This is a genomic window from Pseudomonas rhizophila (genome assembly GCF_003033885.1).
GTDB lineage: Bacteria > Pseudomonadota > Gammaproteobacteria > Pseudomonadales > Pseudomonadaceae > Aquipseudomonas > Aquipseudomonas rhizophila.
Window position 1 is genome coordinate 3,910,463 of the sequence record NZ_CP024081.1, and the last position, 23,574, is coordinate 3,934,036.

At 62.5% G+C, this 23,574-nt stretch carries 20 protein-coding genes; 8 read left to right on the forward strand and 12 right to left on the reverse strand.

From position 1 onward, the window contains the following. The first annotated feature begins 37 nt into the window (after positions 1–37). Both CRX69_RS18130 and CRX69_RS18135 read left to right on the forward strand, forming a co-directional pair. Positions 38–517: a nuclear transport factor 2 family protein gene (locus CRX69_RS18130; RefSeq protein ID WP_047226502.1), complete on the forward strand. Its 480-nt coding sequence runs from the start codon at positions 38–40 to the stop codon at positions 515–517. Between the two features lie 273 nt (positions 518–790). Continuing rightward, positions 791–1,192, forward strand: coding sequence for a hypothetical protein (locus CRX69_RS18135; RefSeq protein WP_047226503.1), 402 nt, complete (start codon positions 791–793; stop codon positions 1,190–1,192). A gap of 33 nt (positions 1,193–1,225) precedes the next feature. Here CRX69_RS18135 and CRX69_RS18140 read toward each other — a convergent pair whose 3' ends face one another. The 4 genes from CRX69_RS18140 to CRX69_RS18155 form a co-directional block, all read right to left on the reverse strand. Continuing rightward, on the reverse strand, positions 1,226–3,649 hold the full coding sequence (locus CRX69_RS18140) for a TonB-dependent receptor (RefSeq protein WP_107322497.1): 2,424 nt from the start codon (positions 3,647–3,649) through the stop codon (positions 1,226–1,228). 67 nt (positions 3,650–3,716) lie between these two features. Then, positions 3,717–4,661, reverse strand: a complete 945-nt coding sequence (locus tag CRX69_RS18145) for a FecR domain-containing protein (RefSeq protein ID WP_076384922.1) — start codon at positions 4,659–4,661, stop codon at positions 3,717–3,719. Further along, complete coding sequence (locus CRX69_RS18150; protein ID WP_076384924.1) at positions 4,661–5,170, reverse strand: sigma-70 family RNA polymerase sigma factor; 510 nt, start codon at positions 5,168–5,170, stop codon at positions 4,661–4,663. Before CRX69_RS18150 ends, CRX69_RS18145 begins: the two co-directional genes overlap by 1 nt. Positions 5,171–5,355: 185 nt before the next feature. Beyond that, positions 5,356–5,877, reverse strand: coding sequence for an SgcJ/EcaC family oxidoreductase (locus CRX69_RS18155; protein ID WP_047226507.1), 522 nt, complete (start codon positions 5,875–5,877; stop codon positions 5,356–5,358). Between the two features lie 167 nt (positions 5,878–6,044). Here CRX69_RS18155 and CRX69_RS18160 point away from each other — a divergent pair, with 167 nt between their 5' ends. From CRX69_RS18160 to CRX69_RS18175, 4 genes are read left to right on the forward strand one after another with little or no spacing between them, the layout of a single operon-like run. Further along, complete coding sequence (locus CRX69_RS18160) at positions 6,045–7,229, forward strand: sensor histidine kinase (RefSeq protein ID WP_047226508.1); 1,185 nt, start codon at positions 6,045–6,047, stop codon at positions 7,227–7,229. Beyond that, the gene (locus tag CRX69_RS18165) at positions 7,226–7,894 is read left to right on the forward strand and encodes a response regulator (protein ID WP_047226509.1); all 669 of its coding nucleotides are present in this window, start codon (positions 7,226–7,228) and stop codon (positions 7,892–7,894) included. Before CRX69_RS18160 ends, CRX69_RS18165 begins: the two co-directional genes overlap by 4 nt. Further along, entirely contained in the window at positions 7,891–10,203 is a 2,313-nt protein-coding gene (locus CRX69_RS18170; protein ID WP_107322498.1) for an ATP-binding protein, read from the forward strand. Before CRX69_RS18165 ends, CRX69_RS18170 begins: the two co-directional genes overlap by 4 nt. Continuing rightward, positions 10,200–10,658 carry a response regulator gene (locus CRX69_RS18175; RefSeq protein WP_107322499.1) on the forward strand — a complete coding sequence of 153 codons (459 nt, stop codon included), beginning with the start codon at positions 10,200–10,202 and terminating at the stop codon, positions 10,656–10,658. The genes CRX69_RS18170 and CRX69_RS18175 overlap by 4 nt, the downstream gene beginning before the upstream one ends. Before the next feature lie 33 nt (positions 10,659–10,691). Here CRX69_RS18175 and CRX69_RS18180 read toward each other — a convergent pair whose 3' ends face one another. The 5 genes from CRX69_RS18180 to CRX69_RS18200 all read right to left on the reverse strand — a co-directional run bounded on the left by CRX69_RS18180 (position 10,692) and on the right by CRX69_RS18200 (position 17,296). After that, positions 10,692–11,525 carry an energy transducer TonB gene (locus CRX69_RS18180; RefSeq protein ID WP_107322500.1) on the reverse strand — a complete coding sequence of 278 codons (834 nt, stop codon included), beginning with the start codon at positions 11,523–11,525 and terminating at the stop codon, positions 10,692–10,694. Continuing rightward, positions 11,522–11,968, reverse strand: a complete 447-nt coding sequence (gene tolR, locus CRX69_RS18185; protein ID WP_047226513.1) for a protein TolR — start codon at positions 11,966–11,968, stop codon at positions 11,522–11,524. Before tolR ends, CRX69_RS18180 begins: the two co-directional genes overlap by 4 nt. A gap of 13 nt (positions 11,969–11,981) precedes the next feature. Then, complete coding sequence (gene tolQ / locus CRX69_RS18190) at positions 11,982–12,689, reverse strand: protein TolQ (protein ID WP_047226514.1); 708 nt, start codon at positions 12,687–12,689, stop codon at positions 11,982–11,984. A gap of 64 nt (positions 12,690–12,753) precedes the next feature. Next, on the reverse strand, positions 12,754–14,631 hold the full coding sequence (locus CRX69_RS18195; RefSeq protein ID WP_240539607.1) for a phytase: 1,878 nt from the start codon (positions 14,629–14,631) through the stop codon (positions 12,754–12,756). Between the two features lie 142 nt (positions 14,632–14,773). After that, positions 14,774–17,296 carry a TonB-dependent receptor gene (locus tag CRX69_RS18200; protein ID WP_107322502.1) on the reverse strand — a complete coding sequence of 841 codons (2,523 nt, stop codon included), beginning with the start codon at positions 17,294–17,296 and terminating at the stop codon, positions 14,774–14,776. A 476-nt stretch (positions 17,297–17,772) separates the two neighbouring features. On the opposite strand from CRX69_RS18200, the gene CRX69_RS18205 reads away from it, so the two are divergent. Both CRX69_RS18205 and CRX69_RS18210 read left to right on the forward strand, forming a co-directional pair. Beyond that, complete coding sequence (locus CRX69_RS18205) at positions 17,773–18,684, forward strand: GGDEF domain-containing protein (RefSeq protein ID WP_047226518.1); 912 nt, start codon at positions 17,773–17,775, stop codon at positions 18,682–18,684. 9 nt (positions 18,685–18,693) lie between these two features. Beyond that, positions 18,694–19,731, forward strand: coding sequence for an AraC family transcriptional regulator (locus CRX69_RS18210; RefSeq protein WP_076384936.1), 1,038 nt, complete (start codon positions 18,694–18,696; stop codon positions 19,729–19,731). A gap of 69 nt (positions 19,732–19,800) precedes the next feature. Here CRX69_RS18210 and CRX69_RS18215 read toward each other — a convergent pair whose 3' ends face one another. From CRX69_RS18215 to nirB, 3 genes are all read right to left on the reverse strand, one after another. After that, positions 19,801–20,241 carry a CBS domain-containing protein gene (locus CRX69_RS18215; protein ID WP_047226520.1) on the reverse strand — a complete coding sequence of 147 codons (441 nt, stop codon included), beginning with the start codon at positions 20,239–20,241 and terminating at the stop codon, positions 19,801–19,803. A gap of 81 nt (positions 20,242–20,322) precedes the next feature. Beyond that, positions 20,323–20,709, reverse strand: a complete 387-nt coding sequence (gene nirD / locus CRX69_RS18220; protein WP_107322503.1) for a nitrite reductase small subunit NirD — start codon at positions 20,707–20,709, stop codon at positions 20,323–20,325. After that, positions 20,709–23,270: a nitrite reductase large subunit NirB gene (nirB, locus tag CRX69_RS18225; RefSeq protein WP_107322504.1), complete on the reverse strand. Its 2,562-nt coding sequence runs from the start codon at positions 23,268–23,270 to the stop codon at positions 20,709–20,711. Before nirB ends, nirD begins: the two co-directional genes overlap by 1 nt. Positions 23,271–23,574 lie beyond the last annotated feature (304 nt).

Genomic DNA, 23,574 nt, shown 5'->3' on the forward strand with positions numbered 1-23,574 from the left:
CTGTGCCACTTGCTCGATCACTCACTGGAGATCTGCCATGTCATCCACTGCTGAAGTTCGTCCGCCGCTGCCGCCTTTCACCCGTGAATCGGCCATTGAAAAAGTCCGTCTGGCCGAAGACGGCTGGAACTCCCGCGACCCACAACGGGTGTCCCTGGCCTATACGCTGGACACTCAATGGCGCAACCGTGCCGAATTCGCCCATAACCGCGAAGAGGCCAAGGCCTTCCTGACCCGTAAATGGGCCAAGGAACTGGACTACCGGCTGATCAAAGAACTGTGGGCCTTCACCGGTAACCGTATCGCCGTGCGCTACGCCTACGAATGGCACGACGATTCGGGCAACTGGTTCCGTTCCTACGGCAATGAAAACTGGGAGTTTGACGAGCAAGGGTTGATGTCCAACCGCTACGCCTGCATCAACGACATGCCGATCCAGGAAAGCGAACGCAAATTCCATTGGCCGCTGGGTCGCCGGCCGGATGATCATCCGGGGCTGTCTGACTTGGGGCTGTAGGCGCACGGCATTTGTATAAGCAACAGAAACCTTGTGGGAGCGGGCTTGCTCGCGAAGGCGGTGCGTCAGCAGGTAGCAATGCTGGACGAACAACCGTCTTCGCGAGCAAGCCCGCTCCCACATTGCTACTGCGGGCTCGGCCCAGCGCCCGCTCACAACGGCGCTAGACAAGCGGCCACTCGCCAGGGTTGACCGGCATGCCGCCAGGCATCACATTGCCTGGACCGCCGATACACTCAGAGGCGATTTGCTCGTTGCTGACCTGTGGAGCCCATGACCGCGTCGATTCCGATCCGTCCCCCCTGCCCGCCTGGTGTCTGTGACTGCGGGCGTGATGCGTTGCTGCAAACCCCGGGCAGTGACCTGCGCATTCTTTGCTTGAACCGTCAGGAAGAAAAACGCCTGCTCGAACGGCTGGAAAATATCCAGAGCCTGGACGAACTCCAACGGTTGCAGCAGCGTATGTACGAGAACCTCGGAATCCGCCTGAGCGTCGAACCCGGCTACAACGAAGTACGCACCATGCGCGGCATCGCCATCGAGTTCCAGGAGCAGCCCGGCCTGTGCCGCAAGATTCGCCAGTCGATCCCCACCGCCATTCGACGCGGGTTGGAAAAACGTCCCGAAATCGCTTGGCGCTTGCTGGATGCCCACGACCTGTTCCGTGACGCCTGAGAAACAGCTTCATCCCTGAAGCTGCACATCGGTCTAGAAGTCCACGGTGGCCGAAAGCAGGTAAGTGCGCGGCGTTGCCAGGGTCAAGCCTGCCTCGCTGTCATCCGAGGCGCCGGCTGAACTCCAGTAGCGCTTGTCCGCGACGTTCTCGACATTGGCACGCAGGGTGATGTTCTTCTGGTCCACCTTGAACGCGTAGCGCGCGCCTACATCCACACGCTCCCAGGAATCGATTTCCTTGGTGTTGGACTGGTCCAGGTACTGCGAACTGGAGTGGATGGCGCGGCTGGTCAGGGTCAGGCCCTGCACGGTCGGCACATCCCACTCGGCGCCCAGGTTGACATTGTATTTGGGCGTGGCCGGCGCCCGATTACCATCAAAGGCGCCATCGGTGGTATCGGTCAACTCGCTGTCGATATACATGACCCCGCCGAGCAAACGCAAACCCTTGAGCGGCTCACCGAACACGCTCAACTCAACCCCGGTGTTCTCGCGTTTGCCGTTCGGGCCGAAGACACGGGTCGTGGCATCGGTGGCGTAGGCAGGCTGCTTGATCCGGAAGACGGCGGCGGTGACGGCGAGCGCACCCGCGTCATATTTGGCACCTACCTCGACCTGACGACTGATGAACGGCGGGAATATTTCGTCCTCGTTGATCGAGGTCGAGGGCGCGATCTTGCCCTGGCTCAAGCCTTCCATGTAGTTGGCATACAACGACAGCTTATCGGTTGCCTTGAACAAGATTCCGCCCGACGGCGACATCTTTTCCTCGTCGTACGCGGTGGCGCCTTTGACGTTATCCGTCCAGTCGTCAACCTTGATCCGCTGCCAGCGGGTGCCTAGGGTCAGCAGCAGCCGATCATCGAAGAAACCCAGGGTGTCGGACAACGCCACGCCGGTGGAGCGGTTTTCGGTATAGACCTTGCTGTCCTGGCGCGTGGGGTCGCTCGGAGTCGGCGTTTGCACCGGGTCATACAGGTTGCTCGGGGACGACGCATAACGAGCGCCGCCATTGGTGAAATCCATGTAGAAGTAGCTGGCGGCCAGGTTGATCTCATGGCTCACCGGGCCGGTATGGAACCAGTTGCGCACCCCGGCCGTGGCCGTGCGGACATTTTCATCGCGGGTAAAGTCGCGGGGTTGAACGCTGAAATCGCCAGCGTCGTTGCTAACCGAAACGTTGTGCCGCAGGAAGTCATGATCACTTTTGCGCGCCCCTGCACTGCCGTACAACATCACGGAATCGTTGACATCGTATTGCGCGTTCACCGCGCCGAAAGTGTCCTTGGTGCGCGCCTTGCTCCAGCGCTGAGCGTAGTTGCGGCGCACATCGCTGGCGTGCGGGACCTGTGCGTTGGCCCCTACCAGCACGCGCTCCTGCGGCGCGTCGGTATCGCGCTCGGTGCGCCCGATATCCGTCGAGAGGCGTAGACGCTCGCCACGAAAATCCAGGCCCAGCACGGCCATGTCACGGTCGACACTCTGGTGATCCCATTCAGTGTCGCCGGACTGCTTCACGCCGTTGAAACGAACGCCGAACTGGTTGTCTTCACCAAAACGCCGGGCGACATCCACGGCGCCGCCGAGCTGGTTGTTGGAGGCGTAGCTGCCCGTGAACGAAGTGATGGGTTTGTCGGTGGCCCGCTTGGGCACCACGTTGATCCCGCCACCCACGCTGCCACGTGGCGAGACGCCGTTGATGAGCTGGGTCGGGCCCTTGATGATGTCGACGCGGTCGGCCATCTCCATGTCGATCGAATAGGTCGGCAGGATGCCGTAGAGACCGTTGTAGGCGACATCACTGTTGAACAGGCTGAAACCGCGAATGGTGAACTGCTCGAAACGCCCGCCTGCCGGATTGGTGGCGCGAACCGAAGGGTCGCTGGCAATCAGGTCGCCCAGGGTCCGAGCCTGCTGGTTCTTGACCACTTCGCTGGTATAGGTGGTCATGCTGAACGGGGTTTCCATGAAGTCTCGCGACCCGAGCAAGCCTTGCGAGCCGCGGCGCGCGACCTGGCCACCGGCATAAGGCTCGCCCTGCGCCAGGCTCGTGGCCCCCATGATCGAGGTGGGCGCCAGTTGCAAGCTGCTGCCTTCCGGCGCCGGGGTCAGGATGTAAGCCTGCTCGCCCACCGGCTGCAGTTGCAGACCCGAGCCCTGCAACAGCCGGGCAAAGCCCTCCTCCACGGCATACTCCCCCGACAGACCGGGGCTGTTATGCCCGCTCACCAGGGCCGGGTCGACCGACAGGTTGACCCCCGCCAGGCCGGCGAACCTGGTCAGCGCGGCGCTGAGGCTGCCGGCCGGCACCTGATAGCTGCGTCGGGCAGCTTCTTCGGCTTGGCTGGAGGACATGAACAATGGGCTGGCGCTCAGGCTGAGCACGAGGCTCAGGTTCAACAGCGGACGCCAGCCGGCAAGGGCCGGGCGAAAACGCAAAGGTACTACTGCGGACATTGGAGGGAGCTCTCGTTTTTGTTCAGTTGCCTTGAATGACAAGCGAGACAAAAAAAGGGGACAGGCGTCAGACAGTATTTTTGCGCAGCGTCAATGTGACCCAGTATCGGGTGCGCGTTTGCACGTGCAGCGGCAGGCTGGCCGAGAGCAACGCGAGGATTCGATCGGTGTTTTCCAGACGGAAGCTGCCGGTCACCCGCAGCGACTCCAGGGCGGGGTCCCAACGCAATAAACCTGGGCGATATCGGCCCAGCTCACGGAGAAAATCCCCCAACGGCTGGTTCTGCGCCACAAGTACACCGTCACGCCAACCCAACTGCGCTACGTCGAACGCCCCCACCGGTCCGGCGCCCGAGGCCAAGAGGTTGACCTGCTCGCCTTCCTTCAGTGTCAGCATTGGCCCGCGCAACGGTTGCAGTTGCACCGAACCACTGAGGACCGACACCCGGCAACTGCGCTCATTCAGGCGTACGCAGACCTCGCTACGGCTGACGGAGATCAGGCCGAACGGTGCCTGAATGGCCAATGGCGCAGGCCCCTGGACATTGAGGGCCATCTCCCCTTGCACCAGCACCAGGCGTCGAGCCTTGAGGTCCAGGTCCAGGGCGCTGTCGGTATTCAACTGCAAGGCGCTGCCGTCGGCCAGCGACCAGCGCCGCTGTTCGCCCGTGGCCGTGTGCAGGTCGGCGCGCCAGACCTCCAGCGGCAGCTCTCGCCCCAGCCACCAGGCCGTGGGCACCAACGCGGCGACGCCGAGCGCACGCTTGAGCACCGCCCGACGGGGCAATGCCGGGCGATCCAGGGTCGCCATACCCAATGAAGTCGGCACCCCGGCGAAACGCTGGCGCAATCGCTGGGCTTTTTGCCAGGCGGCCTCGTGGTGGGCGCTGCTGTCGCGCCAGCGTTGCAGCGCGGCGCAATCGAAGTCATCCCCGCCAGACTCCATCATGGCCAGCCAGCGAGCCGCCGCCCGGGCGACTTCGCGAGCTTCAGGCGAAGGGGCCTGGCGCATCAAAACTCCACCAACAGGCAATGCTCATAAGCCTGGGCCATATAGCGCTTGATGGTGCGCTCCGACACCTGCATGCGCTCGGCGATTTCACGGTAGCCCAGGCCTTCGAGCTGGCTCCACAAAAAAGCCCGCCGCACCAGAGCCGGCAGGCCATCGAGCAATTCATCCAGGGCTTGCAACGTTTCCAGCAGCAGCCAGCGCTGCTCCGGGGACGGTACGCACGCTGGCGGCAAGCTCGCCAAGGCGTCGAGGTAAGCCTGCTCCAGGTTGCGGCGCGCGTAAAAGTTGCTCAACAGACGCTTGCCGACTGTCAGCAGATAAGCGCGGGGTTCGTGCAGATCGGCCAATGGCTGAGCGCTGGACAGTACCCGCAGGAACGTGTCCTGGCGCAGGTCCGCGGCATCCCAGGCATTGCCCATGCGTCGTCTCAACCAGCCTTCCAGCCAGCCACCGTGGTCTCGGTACAGCGCGTGCAAGGAACGCTCCGTTGGCGTAGCTGCATCAGACATGTCAAGAAGCCTTGTGCAAGGAATACATTAAATGAGAGTGATTCTAATTAATGTTCCCGCACGAATCCAACTTCTTTATCGAACCGCTCTGTTAATGACCCTGGCCTATCGTTTTTCGCCAGCCTGCCAAACGGGTGGTTCGCCCCCCAACGCAGCCAGGGACGAACTCATTTGTTCAAACGGCCTCAGTGGCTGGCATGCAGTTGCTTCTGGACTTGCGGCATGGCCGAGGAGTGGTGGTTAAGGATCTTCCACTGACCGTCAATGCGTTCATAGATAAAGGTGTAGCGCGCCTGAACCTCGCGCTTGGAGCCGTCGGCGTTGGTCAGGGCAAAGGTATAGACACCACTGTCCATCGCCGCGTCAGGTCCCAGGTGACGGATTTCCCGGTAGTTGATCTGCCCCACCGGCTTGCCGGCCAGGAAGTGTTCAAAGTAATCCTGAATCAGTGCCGCCGTGTTGCGCACCTGGTTGGATACGGTGGGCTGCAATATCGCATCCGGCGCATACAGGCTGGTTACTGCAGCAGCGTTGCCGGTTTTGAGGGCCGCGTTCCAGCGGTCGAACAATGCGGCGATTTCACGGTCATTCTGATTCTGTGGCTGCTCGGCTACGGTGCGATAAACGTATGGCGTTGTTTCAAGTGCCAGGGCCAAGGGTGTGGTCAGCATGAAAAAAGCGGCAGCGGCGAAGGTTTTCAGTTTCATCGTAACGTTCCTGTGGGTTTCAATGAGCCGACTTTGCCGGGCCTGGCGGCCTTCGCCATCGGCCAACCGGTGCCGATTGCCTATGCCGTTCGGCAGATAGGCCCGGTGCTGATGACACGCTCTAATACCGCCACGCCGACCGGTCCCATCCACGCTGGAGCCCTATCATGCAAAGCCCACCCCATGACCCCGGCAGTGCCCTGGCCATCCGGACCCAATATCGCCAGTCGCAAAGTCGTGCCGCACGCCTGCGCCTGCTGTTGGGCACCGGCCATGAACTGACGCAATTGCCCCTGTCGGCGATGCGCCAGCGCGCAGTGCAACGAGCGTGCGCATTCATGGCCATGGATCATGGCCTGCTGCTGGAGTGGGCAGCGGACACCACGTTTCGCACCATCGCCAGCCATGGCAGCCAAGAACGGCTCGATCTGCTTGCCAACCTGGCTCAGCCGCCGTCAGCCGAGCCACAATGGCTGGAGTACCCTGGCAGCGCCCTGCCCCAGGTCTTGCGCGTTCCGTTGCGTGGCTCCGACGGTGTGGTGTTCGGGGCTTTATTGCTGGGCAACGGCGTAGCCCTGGGCACGCCGGACAACGAGGATATTGAGTCACTGCAATTGCTGGCGACCCTGCTGGCTGCCCATTTGGAGAACAGTCGTCTGCTCGAAGCGTTGCAGGCCCGCGAACGCACCATGTCCGAGCTGGTCCATCGACTGTTCAGCGCCCAGGAAGACGAACGCAAGCGTGTGGCCTACGACCTGCATGATGGCCTGGCACAGAACCTGGCCGGCCTGCATCAGCGCCTGCAGGGGTTCGCCGGTCGCTGCCCGCCTCTGCCGCCGGCCCTGGCGAACGACTTGCAGGCCATCCTCGATCTCGCCCGGGGTTGTGTCGGCGAAGGCCGGCAGTTGATCGGCGGTCTGCGTCCCCATGCGCTGGATGACTTCGGTCTGTACAAAGCCGTCGACAAGGAAGCCGACCGCCTGCGGGATGCAGGCCTGTCGGTGGACTGGGCCGAGCACAGCGCCGCTCGCCTGCCGGGCAACACCGAAATCGCCTTGTTCCGCATTGCCCAGGAAGGCATCAACAACATTCTCAAGCACGCCCGGGCCAGCCATGTACGCCTGGGATTGATGGTGAGCGACGACCGGGCCTCGCTGCGGGTCGAAGACAATGGCCGTGGTTTTGCTCTGGAACAACCCATCGAGACCAATGGCACCTGCCATCTGGGCCTGGCGGCGATGCAGGAACGTGCCAGCCTGCTGGGCGGCCACCTGAGCTGTTTCAGCCAGCCCGATGGTGGCACCCGTTTGCTGGCCAGCGTCCCCCTACCCACCCACGGAACACACTCATGACGTCCCCTTTACGCCTGCTTTTGGCCGATGATCACGAAGTGACCCGCACCGGTTTTATCAGCATGCTCGCCGGCAGCCCGGGGTTCGAAGTCGTCGGCCAGGCCAGCGACGGCCAGGAAGCCCTCGATCTGTGCGAGCGGCTGCAACCGGACATCGCCATTCTCGACATTCGCATGCCGGTGCTCAATGGTCTGGGGGCGGCGCGTATCCTGCAGCAGCGCCAGCCGGGGATCAAAGTGGTGATCTTCACCATGGACGACAGCCCTGATCACCTTGAAGCCGCCATCGGCGCGGGCGCGGTCGGTTATCTGCTCAAGGATGCCAGCCGCGATGAAGTGCTGGACGCCCTCAAACGGGTCGCCCAGGGCGAAGAGGCCCTGAACAGTTCGGTCAGTGCGCGCCTGCTGCGGCGCATGGCCGAGCGCGGTGCCAGTGGCGCTACCCCGGTCCAGGCCCTGACAGCCCGCGAGCGCCAGGTGTTGGGGCTGGTGGCCGGCGGCTTCAGCAACCGTGAAATCGGCGAAAAACTCGGCATCGCCCCCGGCACCGCCAAGGCCCACGTGGAGCGCGTCATCGGCAAGTTGGGAGCCGCCGATCGAACCCAGGCCGCCGTGCGCGGTGTTGCTCTGGGGTTGGTGGCACAACCCAGCGGGCAATGGCCATGAGATTCCTCGCCGCCCGCCGCTGGGCCAACCTGCCATTGCGGGGCAAGGCATTGGTGGTCATTTCCCTGCCCCTGGTGGTGCTGTTGCTGTCGCTGGTGCTGATCTACATCACCGAACGCCAGACCGCCCGGGCCGAAGAAGACGTGCGCCGGGTGCTGCTGGTCCAGGGCGATATCCAGACGGTGCATACCCTGCTGGCCGAAGCCGCAGCCAGCGTGCGCGGTTACCTGCTGACCCGGCGCGAAGACTTCCTGCCCAGCTACGAACAGGCCACGCCGCTGATCAAGGCCGCGTTGCAACGGTTGGACCACAACATCCGCGACGCCCGGATGCGCGAGCGCCTCAAGACCATCACCCCACTGATCGCAGAAAAACTCGATGGGCTGGATGCCTTGCGCAACGGCAAGGCCGATGACACAGCGGCCATCACGACGATTCTGATCGAAAACAAACACGTCCTGGACGTGCTGCGCGAGCAGATCAACGCCATGCGTATACGTGAGGACGCCCTGCTCGCCGACCGCAGTGCCGCCGCCTCGGCCACGCGCATGCGCCTGTTGTTCGCCACGCTACTGGCGGCGCTGTGCGGGCTGCTTGGCGCCATCGTGGCGGTGCTGTTCCTGTCCAAGGGCATTGTCGCCCGCGTGCAACAGGTGCAAGGCAACGCTCAGCGCCTGGCCTTGGGTCAACCGTTGCTGCCGCAACCGCCGGAGCAGGACGAAATCGGCCAGTTGGGCACTCGTCTGGTAGAGGCCGGGCAGTTGCTTGCCGAACGCGAGCGGGCTCTGCGGGATAACGAAGAACGCTTGCGACTGATCATCGATGGGGTGAAGGACTACGGCATCTTTGCGCTGGACGCTCAAGGCCATGTCATTACCTGGAACGCCGGCGCCGAACGGATCAAGGGTTACACCGAACAGGAAATCCTCGGCCGGCATTTTTCGTTGTTCTATCTGAGCGAAGAATGCCCGGCGCACCCGGACATGGCGCTGCACGAAGCGGCCCGTGACGGTCATTACATGGAAGAAGGCTGGCGCTGTCGCAAGGACGGCAGCCGCTTCTGGGCCAGTGTGGTCATCACTGCCCAGTACGACAGTACCGGCACCCTGCGCGGGTTTTCCAAGATCACCCGCGACATCACTGACCGCCGCGCCGCCGAGATCGCCCTGCGCACCGCCCGTGAAGAAGCCGAAAGCGCCAGCCGCGCCAAGAGCGAATTTCTCTCGCGCATGAGCCACGAACTGCGCACACCCCTGAACGCCATACTCGGCTTCGCGCAACTGCTGGACATGGACTCCAGCGCCGGCCAGCGCCCACAGGTCAGTCACATCCTGCGCGCCGGCCAGCATTTGCTGGCATTGATCAACGAGGTGCTGGACATTGCCCGGATCGAGGCCGGTCGTCTGCCGCTGAACATTGAGCCGATTGCCTTGACGACGGTGTTGCATGAAACCCTGACGCTGGTTTCACCCATGGCGGCCGACGCCGGGATTCAGTTAGCCGAGCTGGCGCCGCTACCCGACAGCAGCGGTGTGCTGGCCGACCGTCAACGCCTGGTGCAGGTGCTGCTCAATCTGTTGTCCAACGCCATCAAGTACAACCGGCCCGGCGGTGAAGTGCGCATTGAAGTGACGGCCCAGGGGCCGCGAGTCAGCATTGCCGTCAGCGACACCGGGCATGGCATTGCCCCCGAGCAGCTTGACCGGTTGTTCAAGCCGTTCGAGCGCCTGGGTGCCGATCCACAGGTCGAGGGCACCGGTCTTGGGCTGTCCTTGAGCAAGAGCCTGCTGGAAATGATGCAAGGCAGCCTGCAGGTCCACAGCGAGCCGGGGCAAGGTTGTTGTTTTACCCTGCAATTGCCCGGTGCCCGGGTGGAACACGCCCGCTTGCCCCCCATCGTCGCGCTTAAGGCACCGCGTCCGTCAGTCGAATATCACGGCAAGATACTGTGCATCGAAGACAACCTGTCGAGCCTGGCGCTGATCGAGACCCTGATGCAGCGACGTCCGGGTATTCAACTGCTGTCGAGCATGCAAGGCCAGTTGGGCCTGGACCTGGCTCGCCAGCACGCCCCGCAGTTGATCCTGCTGGACGTGACCCTGCCGGACCTGACAGGCCTGGAGGTGCTGCGCCGCTTGCGGCAATCGGCGGCTACGGCGTCCACACCGGTACTGATGATCACCGCCGATGCCAGCGACCTGACCCACCGTGCCCTGCACGAAGCCGGGGCCACAGCGATCCTGACCAAACCCATTCATATCCAGGCCTTTCTCGGCCACCTTGAACGTTATTTACCGGAGCCCGCATGAATCGCGATTTGCGCATCCTGATCGTTGACGATCAGCGCCCCAACCTGGACCTGATGGAGCAGTTGCTGGCTCGCGAAGGGCTGCACAACGTACTGAGCAGCACCGAGCCTTTGCGCACCCTCGACCTGTTCAACAGTTTTGAGCCTGACCTGGTGATCCTGGACCTGCACATGCCGGCATTCGATGGCTTCGCCGTGCTGGAGCAGCTCAACCGGCGCATCCCGGCAAACGACTACCTGCCGATCCTGGTGCTGACTGCCGACGCCACCCGCCTGCGCGCCCTGGCGCTGGGCGCCCGGGACTTCATCAGCAAACCCCTGGATGCGCTGGAAACCATGCTGCGCATCTGGAATCTGCTGGAAACACGGGCGCTCTATAAGGCGTTGCGCGAGCTGGTTCCATCGCAGCAGATCGAACTGTTGCGCCAGCACCGGCCGGCCGCCGGCGCGGTTTAGTCCGATTACGCCGGGCCGCAACAGGCTCGGGTTCTATTCGATGCGGTAGTGAAAGGTATTGCGCACCGCCGGCACTGTCACGGCCTGGCCGTCGACGATCCGCGGCTGATAACGAAAGGTCTGGGCCGCAGTCAGCGAGGGTCGGATGAATAACGGATGGCAGCCGTCCAGCACCTTGGGGTTGTCGATTCGCCCGTCCGGCTTGACGCTGTACTCCACCGTGCAATCGCCTTCCAGCCCTTTGTCCAAAGCCCGTTGCGGATAATCCGGAGCCTCTTTGCTCAGAGGTTGATAGTGGCGACTGTCGGCGGAGGCCAGACGCGCCTGTTCGGCTTGGCGTTGCCGGGCGAGCGCCTGGGCCTGTTGAGCCGCTTGGCGCTGTCGTTCGGCGGCCTGTTGCTCGGCTTCCTGCTGACGTCGCTGGTTCTCCTGACGCTCGCGCTGCTGCTGGGCCTGTTGCTCGGCCTGCTGCTCGCGCTTTTGCTCCTCGACCCGTTTGCGCGCCAGGGTTGCCTGCTCCAGTTTCTGCGCTTGGAGCCTTGGATCAACCGCAGGTTTGCTCGGCGCCGGGCGTGGCGCTTGCACGGGAGCCGGCGTGGCTTCGACCGGTTCTGGGGCGACCTCTGCCACGGCGGTCGGCGCAGGCGCTTCAGGCACCGGCAGCGGTGGCAACATCACCAATTGCGTGCGCAGCACCCGGGGCGCTTCGACGGTCGGTTTCTCTACGGTCCAGCCCAGCACCAGCAATGCCGCGACAACCGCGTGCAAGGCCACGGCGAGTCCCGCTGCCAGGCTGTTCCTCCAGAAACCACTGCCGGACACCGTGGGTAAACCCAAGGATGGACTGTGCATGATCATCGCCGTCATCGGGGTGCCTCGGTCACCAGGCCAAGGTTGCTCACTCCGCCCTGCTGCAAGGCGGCCATGGCGGCCACGACACGACCGTAGTCGGCGTGGTCGTCGGCACGGATATACACCTGGGTATCGCTGCGCTCGGCGACAACCTGGGCCACTTTGGCGCGCATCTGATCCAGGTCCACGGCGCTGTCGGTCTGGCTTTGGGTGTCCAGTTCAGCACCCAGGTTCCAGTAGTAACCGCCCTCGGCCTTAACAGACAGGGTCAGGATCTGTTGGCGGCTATCGTTGGCCAATGCCTGGCTGGCGACCTTGGGCAGCTCGATTTTCACGCCTTGGGTCAGCATGGGTGCCGTGACCATGAAGATCACCAGCAGCACCAGCATCACATCGATGTAAGGCACCACGTTCATTTCGGCCTTGGGCCCGTGCTTGCGTTGCGGCTTGACTAGCATCTGCCCTCTCCTCTCAAGCGGCCGCGGCCAGGTTCACCGGAGCGCCGTGCAGCTTGCGATGCAGGCGTGCCTGCAACTCGTTGCCAAACGCGTAGTAGCGTGTCAGCAAGGTCTGGCCGCGGGCGGAAAAGCGGTTGTAGGCGATCACCGCGGGAATCGCCGCGAACAGGCCGATGGCGGTGGCGATCAACGCCTCGGCGATGCCCGGCGCCACGGTGGAGAGGCTGGCCTGTTGCACCTGGGACAACCCCAGGAAGGCATTCATGATCCCCCAGACCGTGCCGAACAAACCGATGTAAGGGCTGACCGAACCGACCGTGGCGAGAAACTGCAAGCCTTTCTCCAACTGCACCTCCTGCTCGCTGATTGCCACTTGCAGCGAACGCTCCACCCCTTCAAGCACCACCTGTGGGCTGCCGGAGGGCACGTTGAGCTGGGTGAAAGCCTGGAAGCCGGCGTGAAAGATCGGCTCCACGCCGCCCTCTTCCTCGCGCACCTGGGCGGTCTCGCGCAGCAGCGCTGGCAAATCGCTGGTGCTGCGAAAACGCTGCATGAAACCCTTGAACTGGCGCTCGGTGCGGCGCAGCACGGCGCTGCGCTGGATGATCAGGTACCAGCTCAGCAGCGAGGCCAGCAGCAGTGTGAGCATAACGGCCTTGACCAGAAGACTCGCATCGCTGATCAGGCCCCAGATTGTCATATGTTCCAGCGTGGCTTGCATGGGTAGAACTCCTGTCTGGCTGCTATTCGATGAAATGTTCATGACCGGTTGATGACAGCGCCGCTCAAGGCAGGCGCAAGGCTTTCGCGACTTCGTTCCAGGGCACGAACTTGAAGTTCTGGGTCTGCTCGGGCATCCGTTTGCGGCCGTCCTGGACCACCAGCATGCCGTCGCTCCAGGGACCGCCAAGGTTGGCCGAAGTGACTTCCAGGCCATCGGTTTCCGAGGCGCCGTCGATGCCCGCGGCGCCGTTCAGGCCGACACGGAACGCACCGCGCACGGCATAAGGCGGTTCGGCATCAAGTAGCACATAGCTGTCGTTGCCCTGGCTTGAGATCACCAGGTAATCGTGGCCGGCGCCTTGGTACAGGGCGATGCCCTCGACGTCGGCATGCAACTGAGGTCCGACCTTGATCACGTTGTCCAATGTCGCCGGCCGGTCGGCCCGGGCATCCACCGCCCAGACTCCGACGTCTTCTTCACCGAGAAACAGCCGCTGGCGCCGGTCATCGGCGACGCACCCTTCAGGCTGGCTGTCGACGCTGAACTGGCGCACCAACTGCCCTTTCACCACGCCGTCCGGGGCGCTGAGGCGGTACTGCAAATAGCGCCCGTCCTTGCCATTGGCGAAGGCATACAGTTCGCCCTCAACCGGCTGGAACAGGCAGATGCCGTAGATTTCCTTGAGTGGCGTGGGGATCTCGCCGGCCTCGCGCAGTTCGCCGCTGACCCGGTCGATGCTGAACAGGCTGAGGCTGTTGCGGTCGCGGTTGCTGGCGACTGCCAGATCGACGGTTTGCGTACCCAGCTTGAAGTTGCCGCGCACATCGACGTTGTTGAGGCGGCCCACCGCCAGCTCCTGCAGCAGCTTGCCGTGCAGGTCATACGTCAGCAGGCCTTGCTTCTTGTTAGTGCCCAGCACCCGGCTCAAGGCAGGTGTGGTGGGATGAACCCAGATCGCCGGATCATCCGCCGCGTCGCCCTGGCGCGCCACCGGCTCGCTCTGGCCAATGGCAGCCACTGTAGGCAGCACCGGCGGCAGGGACACAGGGGTGGGTTGCCAATTGATTTGGCCCTGATACAGGCGTGCGCTGTCATCGTCGCGCAACAACAGTTCAAGGCCGTTTTTCGTCGCCCGTACCGCCAGATTTTCCGGCTCGTTCAGGCCCGGCAGCGCCAGACGGGCTGTCGAGGTCCAGCCCTGGCCGTCTTGCTGATACAGATGCAGCTGTCGCGCTTGTGGGTCCAGGCCCAGCAACCCGCCTGGTAACGCCGCCAGGTCCCCAGCGGCCTGCTGGATGTCACCGAACGGCGTGCGCATCGCCACGGGTACACGCACGGCATCGGCCTCGGAGGATGCCGGGTAGGCCCACCAGCCGACTTGTTCCTCGTTGACGAACAGTTGATTGGCGCTGTCTTGCACCTGACAGGTCTGGGCATCGGGCGGCAGTGGCAAGCCGCGTACGCGCTGTGCACTGGCGCTCAGGTGCTCGCCGTTGCCCACCAGCCATTGCTCCCCCTTGCCTTCTTCACCCACCAGAAACACAAACAGGTTGCTCGCTTCATCGCGGTACAGGCACAGCCCGTTCACCGGGAAATCTCGCGCAGGAAGGTACAGCGGCGTCCCCCACTGACGTTTATCCGGATCGAGGCTGACCAACAGTGCTTGCTGACGAGTGCTGTCGAGGCTGGCCACCAGAACGTTCGCCCCGAGGGCACGGCTGTCGAGACCTTCGAAGGAGCCCTCCAGGCGTGACAGTTCGCGGCCTTGGGCATCCAGCAACAGCAAGCCTTCACGGGCGCTGGCCAGTCGTTCGCTGGTCCAATGGCCGGGTACGAATCCCAGGGCATTGATCGAGCGTTCCTGTGCCTGAGGCCAGGGTTGCAGCTTCAGGGTTGGGGAAGCCGCCAACGCTGGAACGCTTGCCAGGCTGATGAGCATTGCCAACAGGTACTGCTTGGGTAAAAAAAAAGCTGTGTTCAACGGAAAAATCCTTGTCATTGAGCCGGGTTCAAACGGGTCTTTTGTCCACCTGCAGGGCGAGGGGATTTTTCCCCTCGCCCTGACGGATCGGCGTCGCGATCTAGAAATGGGTGAAGGTCAGCCCCAGCTTGTAGGTCGGGCCGTATTCTTCGTATTGACCGTTGTAGGCGCGGTGGCCGGTGTAGACGAAATACGACTCGTCGGTGAGGTTCTGGGCTTCCAGGCTCACTTGCAGGTTTTTGGTCAGGGAGTAGCGGGCGCTGAAGTCGACAAAGGTCTGGGCGTCAACGTGCAGGTCATGGTCGCGGTCGCTGATGGACGCCAGCTCATACAGGTAGGCCGACTTGTAATTGGCCGACAGACGCAGGCTCAGCTTGTCGTTTTCCCAACCCAGCATCAGGTTACCCACGGTGTCCGACTGGTTCGGCAGGTCGATGCTGCGCTTGCGTTGTGTTCCGCTGGCCTGATCGAACCCTTCGATCTCGGCGTCCGAGCGACTGAAGGTGGTGTTGGCCCCCAGAAGCAATCCATTCCAGGGGGCTGGCAGCCAGTCGAATTTTTGTGAGTAGGCCAGTTCCAGGCCATAGAGCTTGGCGCTGTCACCATTGGCAAAGCTATGGGCTTCGGAGAAGTCGGCCCAGGCGCCCGTGCCCGCCAGGTCGGTGTTGTAGACGAAGTTCTTGATGTCTTTGTAGAACACGAAAGCCGACACAGTGCCGGCCCGGCCCATGAAATGTTCAATGCCCAGGTCCAGGTTGCTCGACTCCAGGGGTTTGAGGTCCGGGTTGCCGAAGGTCGCCTCGTCATCGTCAATGACAAAACCCGGGGCCAGTTGCCCGAAGGTCGGGCGCACCACGGACTTGGTCCAGGCCGCACGCACCTGGGTGTTCTTGTCCAACTGGTAACGCGCGTGCAGGCCCGGCAGCCAGTGGTGATATTTGCGCCGGGTTTGGGTGTCGGTGAACACGCCGTCGGTAACGCCGCTGCCTTTGGCTTCGAACTCCGTGCCTTCATAACGCATGCCGGCGATCAAGCGCCAATCGTCGATGTCCACGGTGTTCATCAGGTAAGCGGCGTTGATGTCTTCGCTCATCTGGAAGTCATTGACCCGCGACTCTTGCGCATCAAAGAAGGCGTCGCGATCCAGACCACCCAACAATTGTTCGATGGCTCCGGCACTGATGCCTGGACCGTAACGGCCGAGACTGTAATCCACGTTGCCCTTCTGGAATTGTCCGAGGTTCAACTGCTCGTCGGTGAACCCCAGGTCGCCGAAATCCTCATAGACCCAGGCGTCGAGGTCGTTGTCCTTGTCGCGGCGGCTGACTTTGCCGCCGAATTTGACCTGGGAGGCGTAGCCACTGACGTCATAGTCTCTGGCCAGGTCCAGGCGCAGGTTTTTCTCGGTGTCGGTGGTGCTCTGCTGTTCCCAGTCCACCTTGTCCAGGCTGAAGTTGGCCGGATCATAGAACCCCGAACCAATGATCGGCCGCGGCTTGTCGTTGCCGTAGAAGCCCCCCTCGAAACTGTCGATGCCTTCGAATGTGGCACCGGCGATATGACCGGGGCTGTCCTCGCTGGACTTGCTGTAGCCGCCCTGGCCGCTGAGAGTCCAGAGACCGAACATGCGCTCCCCGCCCAGTACATAGGACTGGATCTCCTGGGTTTCTTCGCGCTGCTTGATCTTGCGCTCGCCTTCTGCGGCACCCAGCTCACCGGCCGCTTGCGGATCTTCGAAAGCCAGGCTGGCGGCATTGCGGGTTTCGCTGTCTTTGTAACGACTGTAAAGCGTGCGCAGGTAGTAGCTGCTCAGATCATCAGGCTTGTAGTCGAAGTTCAGCCCGCCGCCGGCGCGCTCCCGACGGATGTCATAGTCGCGTTGTTCGAACTCTTCCAGTCGTGAGCCTTGCTCGAAATCCCAGGCGCCGCCGGTTTCAACGTTGTCCGAGCCAAAATCGCGCTTCTGCCAGCTCAGCGCTGCTGCAACGCCGAAGTTATCGATGCCGTCGCCCAGGCTGAAACGGTCGCTGATAGCGCCAGAGAATTTCGGACTCGTCTGGCCGGTATTCTTGTCGTAGCTGGCTTCGCTGCTGCCGGTGTAGAACAAGCCCTTGTGGTCGAACGCCGAGAGGCTTTTCACGTCGACCGTGCCGCCCAGGGAGTTGGCGTCCATGTCCGGCGTCAGGGTCTTGATCACCGACAGCGACTGCACCAGCTCCGCGGGCAGCACGTCCAGGGCAACGGCCCGGCGCTCGCTTTCCGGTGCCGGTACCAGCGTGCCGTTGATGGTCACGCTGTTGAGGTCTGGCCCCAGGCCCCGCACGCTGACAAAACGACCTTCGCCCTGGTCACGTTCGACGCTGATGCCCGGCAGGCGCTGCACGGCTTCGGCGACGTTTTCATCCGGCAACTGCGCCACGCCGTCGGCATGCACCACGCTCTTGATGCTGTCGGCGCTGCGCTGCTCCTTCAGGGCCTGATCGATGCTGGCCGCCTGACCAACCACTTGGACGTGTTCAGTGGTCGTCTGCTCGGCAGCGCTCAGCCGTTCACTGGCAATGGCCATCGCCAACGCGGTGAACGTAAAACCGACGAGCCCGGCAGTGCTTGTGCGGTGATGCATGGTGGTCTCCCCCAGGAATCCGAAAATCCGCCAGGCAACGGCCCGGCAACTGGGAGGGCACGCTAGGGGTGGGGGGTGACGGTTCTGTGACAGCGTTTGCCCGCAGGGCCTAAAACACACTGATGTGAGGGGGTTGGCGGACCAGAATGAGCTGAAATGACCTGTTTCCGAGTCGCACAGGCCTTCAGCAGCCGATCACTTTTTGCGAAACGTCGCTCCACACCGCTGTGGGAGCAAAGCTTGCTCGCGATGCAGGTGCCTCGATCCCCTGAAAAACCGCGTCGTCTTCGTCGCGAGCAAGCTTTGCTCCCACAAAATCCCCTCGCCACAATGAGATAAGGGCGATCTCATGCATAAAAATCCGGACAACCAATGAGCTGATTCGACCTCCCCCACCCATTCACCCACCGTCACCGCACTGTCACATCCATCTGCTGTGCTGAGCCGCATTCCGCTTCTGGCAAAGGATTCCGGCCATGTTTTCCGTGCTGCGCCCGCACCGCCTCAAACTCGCCCTGCTTCTGCTGGCGGCCAACCTCGGGCTGATGCTCCACCTGGCCAACGGTGAGCTCAAACCGCTGAGTGAGTGGGTCTGGCTGGATATCCTTGGCGAAGGCGGCTCGGCCTTGCTGGCGCTGGTCTGGCTCGGCCTGGTGCTCAAGAGTCGCCCGGCCGGTCGGGTGACCAACTACCTCGTATGGGGCCTGGGTTGCATCTTTTTTTCCTGGTGGATCGACAGCCTCGACGAGTTCATCCGTTTGCCCGACAGCATCACCTGGGACCACTGGCTGGAGTCCGGGCCGATGCCGGTGGGCATGATTCTGCTGACCCTCGGCATCTATCACTGGCACCGGGAACAACTGGCGATCAACGGACAAATGGAAAAGCGTGAACGGTTGTTCCGCGAGCACCGCCTGTTCGACAAACTCACGCCGCTGGGAGGCGCGGACTTTTTCAGACATGAACTGACGAGCAGCCTGGAGGACAGCCGACGACGCCAGCAGCCCTTGTCATTGCTGGCCCTGGACCTGGACAACTTCACCGCCATCAATCAGCGCTTCGGTCACGGCGAGGGCGATGCGGTGCTGCAAGCCGTCAGCCAGTTGCTGGTGCTGAACCTGCGCCGTCAGGATCTGCTTTGTCGCCTGGCCGGTGATCGCTTTGTGGTCCTGCTGCCCGACACTGGCGAGAGCCAGGCCCGGTATCTGGCCGCAGAACTGGCCCACGCGGTTGGCAGCCTGGCCCACAAGACCCGGCAACACGGCGAGCGCTTGCAACTGGCCGCCAGCACCGCCGTGGTGATGGCATTTGACGAGTCGCCGGAGGCCTTGCTCAAACGCCTCAACCTGACGCTGGCCCGATCCCGTTCCACGTTGAAAAGCGCCTGAGGCCGGCCCATGACCCTCAAGACCTGCTGGTATGAAACCGACAGCCGCTTCATTCCGGGGCACTATCAGCCTGCCGCGCTGATCGATCTGGCACTGTCGCGTGACATCGACAGCCACCGCCTGCTGCGTGGCACCGGGCTGTTCCACGACGATATCCTCGCTGGCCAGAGCCGCATCAGCCCGCAACAGTTTCTTGGCCTGATCGACAACAGCCGACGCCTGCTCGATGCCAGTGACAGCAGTTTCCTATTTGGCCAGCGGCTGCTGCCGGGGCATTACGGGCCAGCCAGCCATGCGCTACGCCACGCGCAGAATCTGCATCAGGCCCTGGAAACCCTGATTGACCAGCAAGCACTGCTCAGCCCCCTGGCCGCGCCGCGCCTGTTGTTGGACGAGCACTACGCCTACATCCATTGGCTGGACAGTTGCGGTGCGGATGAACAATGGCGCTTCATACTGGAAGCCAGCATGACTTCGATGGTTGCCATGAGTGCATGGCTGAGCGGCGAACGCCTGCCCTGGCAATGCAGCTTTCGCCATGAGGAGCCGCGTTACGTCGAACAGTACTGGGTGCACCTGGGTGAACAGACGCAATTCAATCGGCCGCTGGACCTGATGCGCCTGCCTCGCCACTGTCTGGCCCAGCCCTGGCCCAACGTGTCGGCCACCGCCGGCCAGGTGGCGCGGATCGAAGCCCGAGACCAACTCGATCAACTGGGTTTCACGGCAAGCTTTCTGGACTGCGTCTACGACTACCTGCACAGCCATGTGCAGCAGACGCCCAGCCTGGAACAGATCGCCCAGGCTTTCGCCATGAGCCCGGCGACGCTCAAGCGCAAGCTGCACAAGCACCATACCGGGTTCCAGCAACAGGTGGACCGGGTGCACACCCATGTGGCGTTGTACTTGTACCAGGTCAAGGGGTTCAGCAACGAGGAAGTGGCGCAGTACCTGAACTTCAACGACACGGCGAATTTTCGCCGCTCGTTCAAGCGCTGGACCGGCAGTACGCCGAATCTGATCCGGCAGTTGCTGATGTTGGGGTGAGGAAATTTAGCGAAACTTCGCACCATTGTGGGAGCAAGGTTTGCTCCCACAGATAAATTCCCTGTGGGTTCAGTGCCCGCGAATGTAATGCTCCAGCTGCCGGATCAAATCCGCCTGCTCGACAATCGCCTCCTTCACCAGATCGCCAATGGACAACAACCCCATCAACTGGCCGTTATCCAGCACCGGCAAGTGCCGCAGGTGGCTGTCGGTCATGACTTCCATGCAGCGGTCGATGCTCTGCTGGCTATCGGCGGTGACCACGGGAGCACTCATGACGGTGCGTACCGAAGTGCCCACCGAGGAGCGTCCTTGCAACACCAGCTTGCGCGCATAGTCGCGCTCGCTGAACACGCCAACCACCTGACCGTGTTCGATCACCGGCAACGCGCCGACGTTTTTCTCGGCCATGATCTGCAGCGCTTCGAGCACGGTCTGCTCCGGCGCGATGCTGTGAACCTGCTGGTTCTGCACACTCTTGAGTCTTACCAGTTGAGCGGCTGTTTTCATTGTTGATTCCCAACTTCAGTTAAAGGCAAGCCAATGCACTTAAATTGCCTGATTCATTGTGGCGCCCCGGTCAGAGGCGGATCAGTCTTCGCCAATCTCCACCACATCACCATTCAGGCGCACCGGCCACACCCGCAGACGCTGCTCCGGGTATTCCAGGCAATGGCCGTCTTCCAGGCGGAAATGCTGTTTGTAGAGGGGCGATGCGATCACCAGTTCACCCTTGATGCTGCCCAACAGCCCCCGACCGATCACGTTCGCCCCGGACTTGGGGTCGCGATTGTCGATGGCGTACAACGGTTTGTCCTGCTGTTCGGGCAGGTACAACAGCGCCACCTGGCGGCCGTCATGCCAGGCGACCACGCCGGAGTTGGGCACCAGATCCTCGCGGCTGCACAGGGCACGCCATTGCACGGGATTTTGGGCCGCGTTGCGGGTGGGGATACGAACGACGTTTGACTGGCTCATCAGAGCACCTCCTCGGTAACGGGAATCAGGTGAAGCTCGTGGGCGTGAACCGGCCGGCGCTGGCCGCGTTCCCTGACGAAATGAACATCCGGATCACCGCGACCGTCGTTGACGAAGGTGCGGAAGCGCTTGAGCTTGTCCGGGTCTTTGAGGGCGTTGGCCCACTCGCATTCATAACGATCGACCACCAGTTGCATCTGGGCTTCGAGTTCGGCCCCCAGGCCCAGGCTGTCTTCGATGATGACGTCCTTGAGGTAGTCCAGGCCGCCTTCCAGGCTTTCGCGCCAGACCGACGTACGCTGCAACTTGTCGGCGGTGCGGATGTAGAACATCAGGAAGCGGTCGATGTAGCGGATCAGGGTCGCGTCATCCAGGTCGGTGGCGAACAGCTCGGCGTGACGCGGGCGCATGCCGCCGTTACCGGCCACGTAGAGGTTCCAGCCCTTCTCGGTGGCGATCACGCCGACGTCCTTGCTCTGGGCCTCGGCGCACTCGCGGGTGCAACCGGACACCGCGAACTTGAGCTTGTGGGGCGAGCGCAAACCCTTGTAGCGATCTTCAATGGTCAGAGCCATTTGCACACTGTCCTGCACGCCGTAGCGGCACCAGGTGCTGCCCACGCAGGACTTCACCGTGCGGGTCGACTTGCCGTAGGCGTGCCCGGTTTCGAAACCCGCTTCGATCAGTTCGGCCCAGATATCCGGCAACTGGTGCAACTGGGCGCCGAACAGGTCGATGCGCTGGCCGCCGGTGATCTTGGTATAGAGGTCGTATTTTTTGGCGACCACGCCGATGGCAATCAGCTTGTCGGCAGTGATTTCGCCCCCGGCGATGCGTGGCACCACCGAATAGGTGCCGTTTTTCTGCATGTTGGCCATGAAGGTGTCGTTGGTGTCCTGCAACGGCACCAGGGACGGGTCCATGATCGGCTGGTTCCAGCACGACGCCAGGATCGAGCCCACTGCCGGTTTGCACAAGTCGCAACCGGTGTGCCCGCGGCCGTGCTTGGCCAGTAGCTCGTCGAAGCTGATGATGCCTTCAACCCGCACCAAGGCATAAAGCTCCTGGCGGGTATAGGCGAAGTGTTCGCACAGGCTCTTGTCGACACTGACGCCGCGAGCAATCAGTTCGTGCTCGAACACCTGCTTGACCAGGGCGGCGCACCCCCCGCAACCGGTGCCGGCCTTGGTATCGCATTTCAGTTGCCCAAGGTCGGTGCAGCCGCTGTCGATGGCCGCACAGATCGAGCCTTTGGTGACGTTGTGACACGAGCAGATGGTCGCCGCCGCAGGCAGTGCTGCCGGGCCCAACGTGGGTGCACCTTCGGAACTCGGCAGGATCAGGCCGGCAGCCTCCTTGGGCAACGCGATGCCGTTCTGCATGTATTGCAGCAGGGTGTCGTAGTAGCTGTTGTCGCCCACCAGGACCGCGCCGATCACTCGTTTGCCATCGGCGTCCACCACCAGTCTCCGGTAGCTGGCGCTGGTTTGATCGATGAACTGGAAGCTGCGCGACCCCGGTGTATTGCCGTGGGCGTCGCCGATGGAACCTACGTCCACCCCCAGCAACTTGAGCTTGGTGGACATGTCCGCGCCAGTGAACGGCTCGGCGCTTTCACCGCACAGGCGAGCCGCGACGTTGCGGGCCATCTGGTAACCCGGAGCGACCAGGCCGAAGATGCTGCCGTTCCAGGCTGCGCATTCGCCGATGGCGTAGATGTCCGGGTCACTGCTCAGGCAATGGTCATCGATCACCACGCCACCGCGCGGGCCGATCTGCAGAGCGCACTGGCGAGCGAGGGCATCCTGGGCGCGAATGCCGGCAGAAAATACGATCAGGTCGGTTTCCAGGAAATCGTCATCGCCGAAATTCATCCGATAACGGTACTGCTCACCGGCGCTGATGGACTGAGTGCCCTTGGACAGATGCACGCCGACGCCCAGTTTCTCGATGCGCGCCTTGAGGGCCAGACCGCCCTGCTCATCCAGTTGTACCGGCATCAATCGCGGGGCGAATTCCACCACATGAGCTTCCAGGCCGAGGGTCTTGAGGGCATTGGCCGCTTCCAGGCCCAGCAGACCACCACCGACCACCACACCCCGGCGGGCGTTGCTTGCGGCGGCACGAATGGCGTCCAGGTCTTGCAGGGTGCGATAGACCAGGCAGGAATCGCCTTCGGCGCCCTGGATCGGTGGCACGAACGGGTAAGAGCCGGTAGCGAGCACCAGTTTGTCGTAGCTGATGCGAGCCTGGGCAGTGACCACCTGGCGCGCCTCGCGATCAATTTCCAGCACCGGCACGCCCAGGTGCAGCGTGACGCCAGGGGTCTGGTACAACGAGGCTTGCCCAAGCGCCAGGGACTCGGCGTCACGGCCAGAGAAATACTCCGACAGATGCACGCGATCATAGGCGCGCATCGGTTCTTCGCTGAACACATGCAGGTGGTAATGATTGAGGGCACCGCGCTCGATCAGTTGCTCGACGCAGTGATGGCCGACCATGCCATTGCCGATCACGATCAGTGTTTGCAGCTTGTTCAGGGAAGCAACGTTGGAATTCATAAAAGCACCCGACAAAAGCCCATCACGGTTTTGAAAGCAAAAAAAAAGACGCCTGAAACCTTGCGGTTCCAGGCGTCTTTGCCTGTTCTGTGCGGTATCGATCCGGCGACTGCGCCCCGATCTACCGTTATCCCCGGCCTGCTGGCTCTCGATCTTCGTTGACCGACGGGGTTGCCCACTTGAATGTATTTACAGTGGGCCTGAACAGCCTCTTGCAGCGAGCGTGCCAAGCCTTTGTCTGCCGCCCTGAAGTCATAGACCTAACGCTGCTTGCAACCCTCGAAAATCCCTGTGGGCGCGGGCT

Excerpts from the sequence above, each read along its gene's own strand:
- CRX69_RS18130 (WP_047226502.1), top strand. The coding sequence starts at position 38 with ATGTCATCCACTGCTGAAGTTCGTCCGCCGCTGCCGCCTTTCACCCGT.
- CRX69_RS18135 (WP_047226503.1), top strand. The coding sequence starts at position 791 with ATGACCGCGTCGATTCCGATCCGTCCCCCCTGCCCGCCTGGTGTCTGT.
- CRX69_RS18140 (WP_107322497.1), bottom strand. The coding sequence starts at position 3,649 with ATGTCCGCAGTAGTACCTTTGCGTTTTCGCCCGGCCCTTGCCGGCTGG.
- CRX69_RS18145 (WP_076384922.1), bottom strand. The coding sequence starts at position 4,661 with ATGCGCCAGGCCCCTTCGCCTGAAGCTCGCGAAGTCGCCCGGGCGGCG.
- CRX69_RS18150 (WP_076384924.1), bottom strand. The coding sequence starts at position 5,170 with ATGTCTGATGCAGCTACGCCAACGGAGCGTTCCTTGCACGCGCTGTAC.
- CRX69_RS18155 (WP_047226507.1), bottom strand. The coding sequence starts at position 5,877 with ATGAAACTGAAAACCTTCGCCGCTGCCGCTTTTTTCATGCTGACCACA.
- CRX69_RS18160 (WP_047226508.1), top strand. The coding sequence starts at position 6,045 with ATGCAAAGCCCACCCCATGACCCCGGCAGTGCCCTGGCCATCCGGACC.
- CRX69_RS18165 (WP_047226509.1), top strand. The coding sequence starts at position 7,226 with ATGACGTCCCCTTTACGCCTGCTTTTGGCCGATGATCACGAAGTGACC.
- CRX69_RS18170 (WP_107322498.1), top strand. The coding sequence starts at position 7,891 with ATGAGATTCCTCGCCGCCCGCCGCTGGGCCAACCTGCCATTGCGGGGC.
- CRX69_RS18175 (WP_107322499.1), top strand. The coding sequence starts at position 10,200 with ATGAATCGCGATTTGCGCATCCTGATCGTTGACGATCAGCGCCCCAAC.
- CRX69_RS18180 (WP_107322500.1), bottom strand. The coding sequence starts at position 11,525 with ATGACGGCGATGATCATGCACAGTCCATCCTTGGGTTTACCCACGGTG.
- tolR (WP_047226513.1), bottom strand. The coding sequence starts at position 11,968 with ATGCTAGTCAAGCCGCAACGCAAGCACGGGCCCAAGGCCGAAATGAAC.
- tolQ (WP_047226514.1), bottom strand. The coding sequence starts at position 12,689 with ATGCAAGCCACGCTGGAACATATGACAATCTGGGGCCTGATCAGCGAT.
- CRX69_RS18195 (WP_240539607.1), bottom strand. The coding sequence starts at position 14,631 with ATGCTCATCAGCCTGGCAAGCGTTCCAGCGTTGGCGGCTTCCCCAACC.
- CRX69_RS18200 (WP_107322502.1), bottom strand. The coding sequence starts at position 17,296 with ATGCATCACCGCACAAGCACTGCCGGGCTCGTCGGTTTTACGTTCACC.
- CRX69_RS18205 (WP_047226518.1), top strand. The coding sequence starts at position 17,773 with ATGTTTTCCGTGCTGCGCCCGCACCGCCTCAAACTCGCCCTGCTTCTG.
- CRX69_RS18210 (WP_076384936.1), top strand. The coding sequence starts at position 18,694 with ATGACCCTCAAGACCTGCTGGTATGAAACCGACAGCCGCTTCATTCCG.
- CRX69_RS18215 (WP_047226520.1), bottom strand. The coding sequence starts at position 20,241 with ATGAAAACAGCCGCTCAACTGGTAAGACTCAAGAGTGTGCAGAACCAG.
- nirD (WP_107322503.1), bottom strand. The coding sequence starts at position 20,709 with ATGAGCCAGTCAAACGTCGTTCGTATCCCCACCCGCAACGCGGCCCAA.
- nirB (WP_107322504.1), bottom strand. The coding sequence starts at position 23,270 with ATGAATTCCAACGTTGCTTCCCTGAACAAGCTGCAAACACTGATCGTG.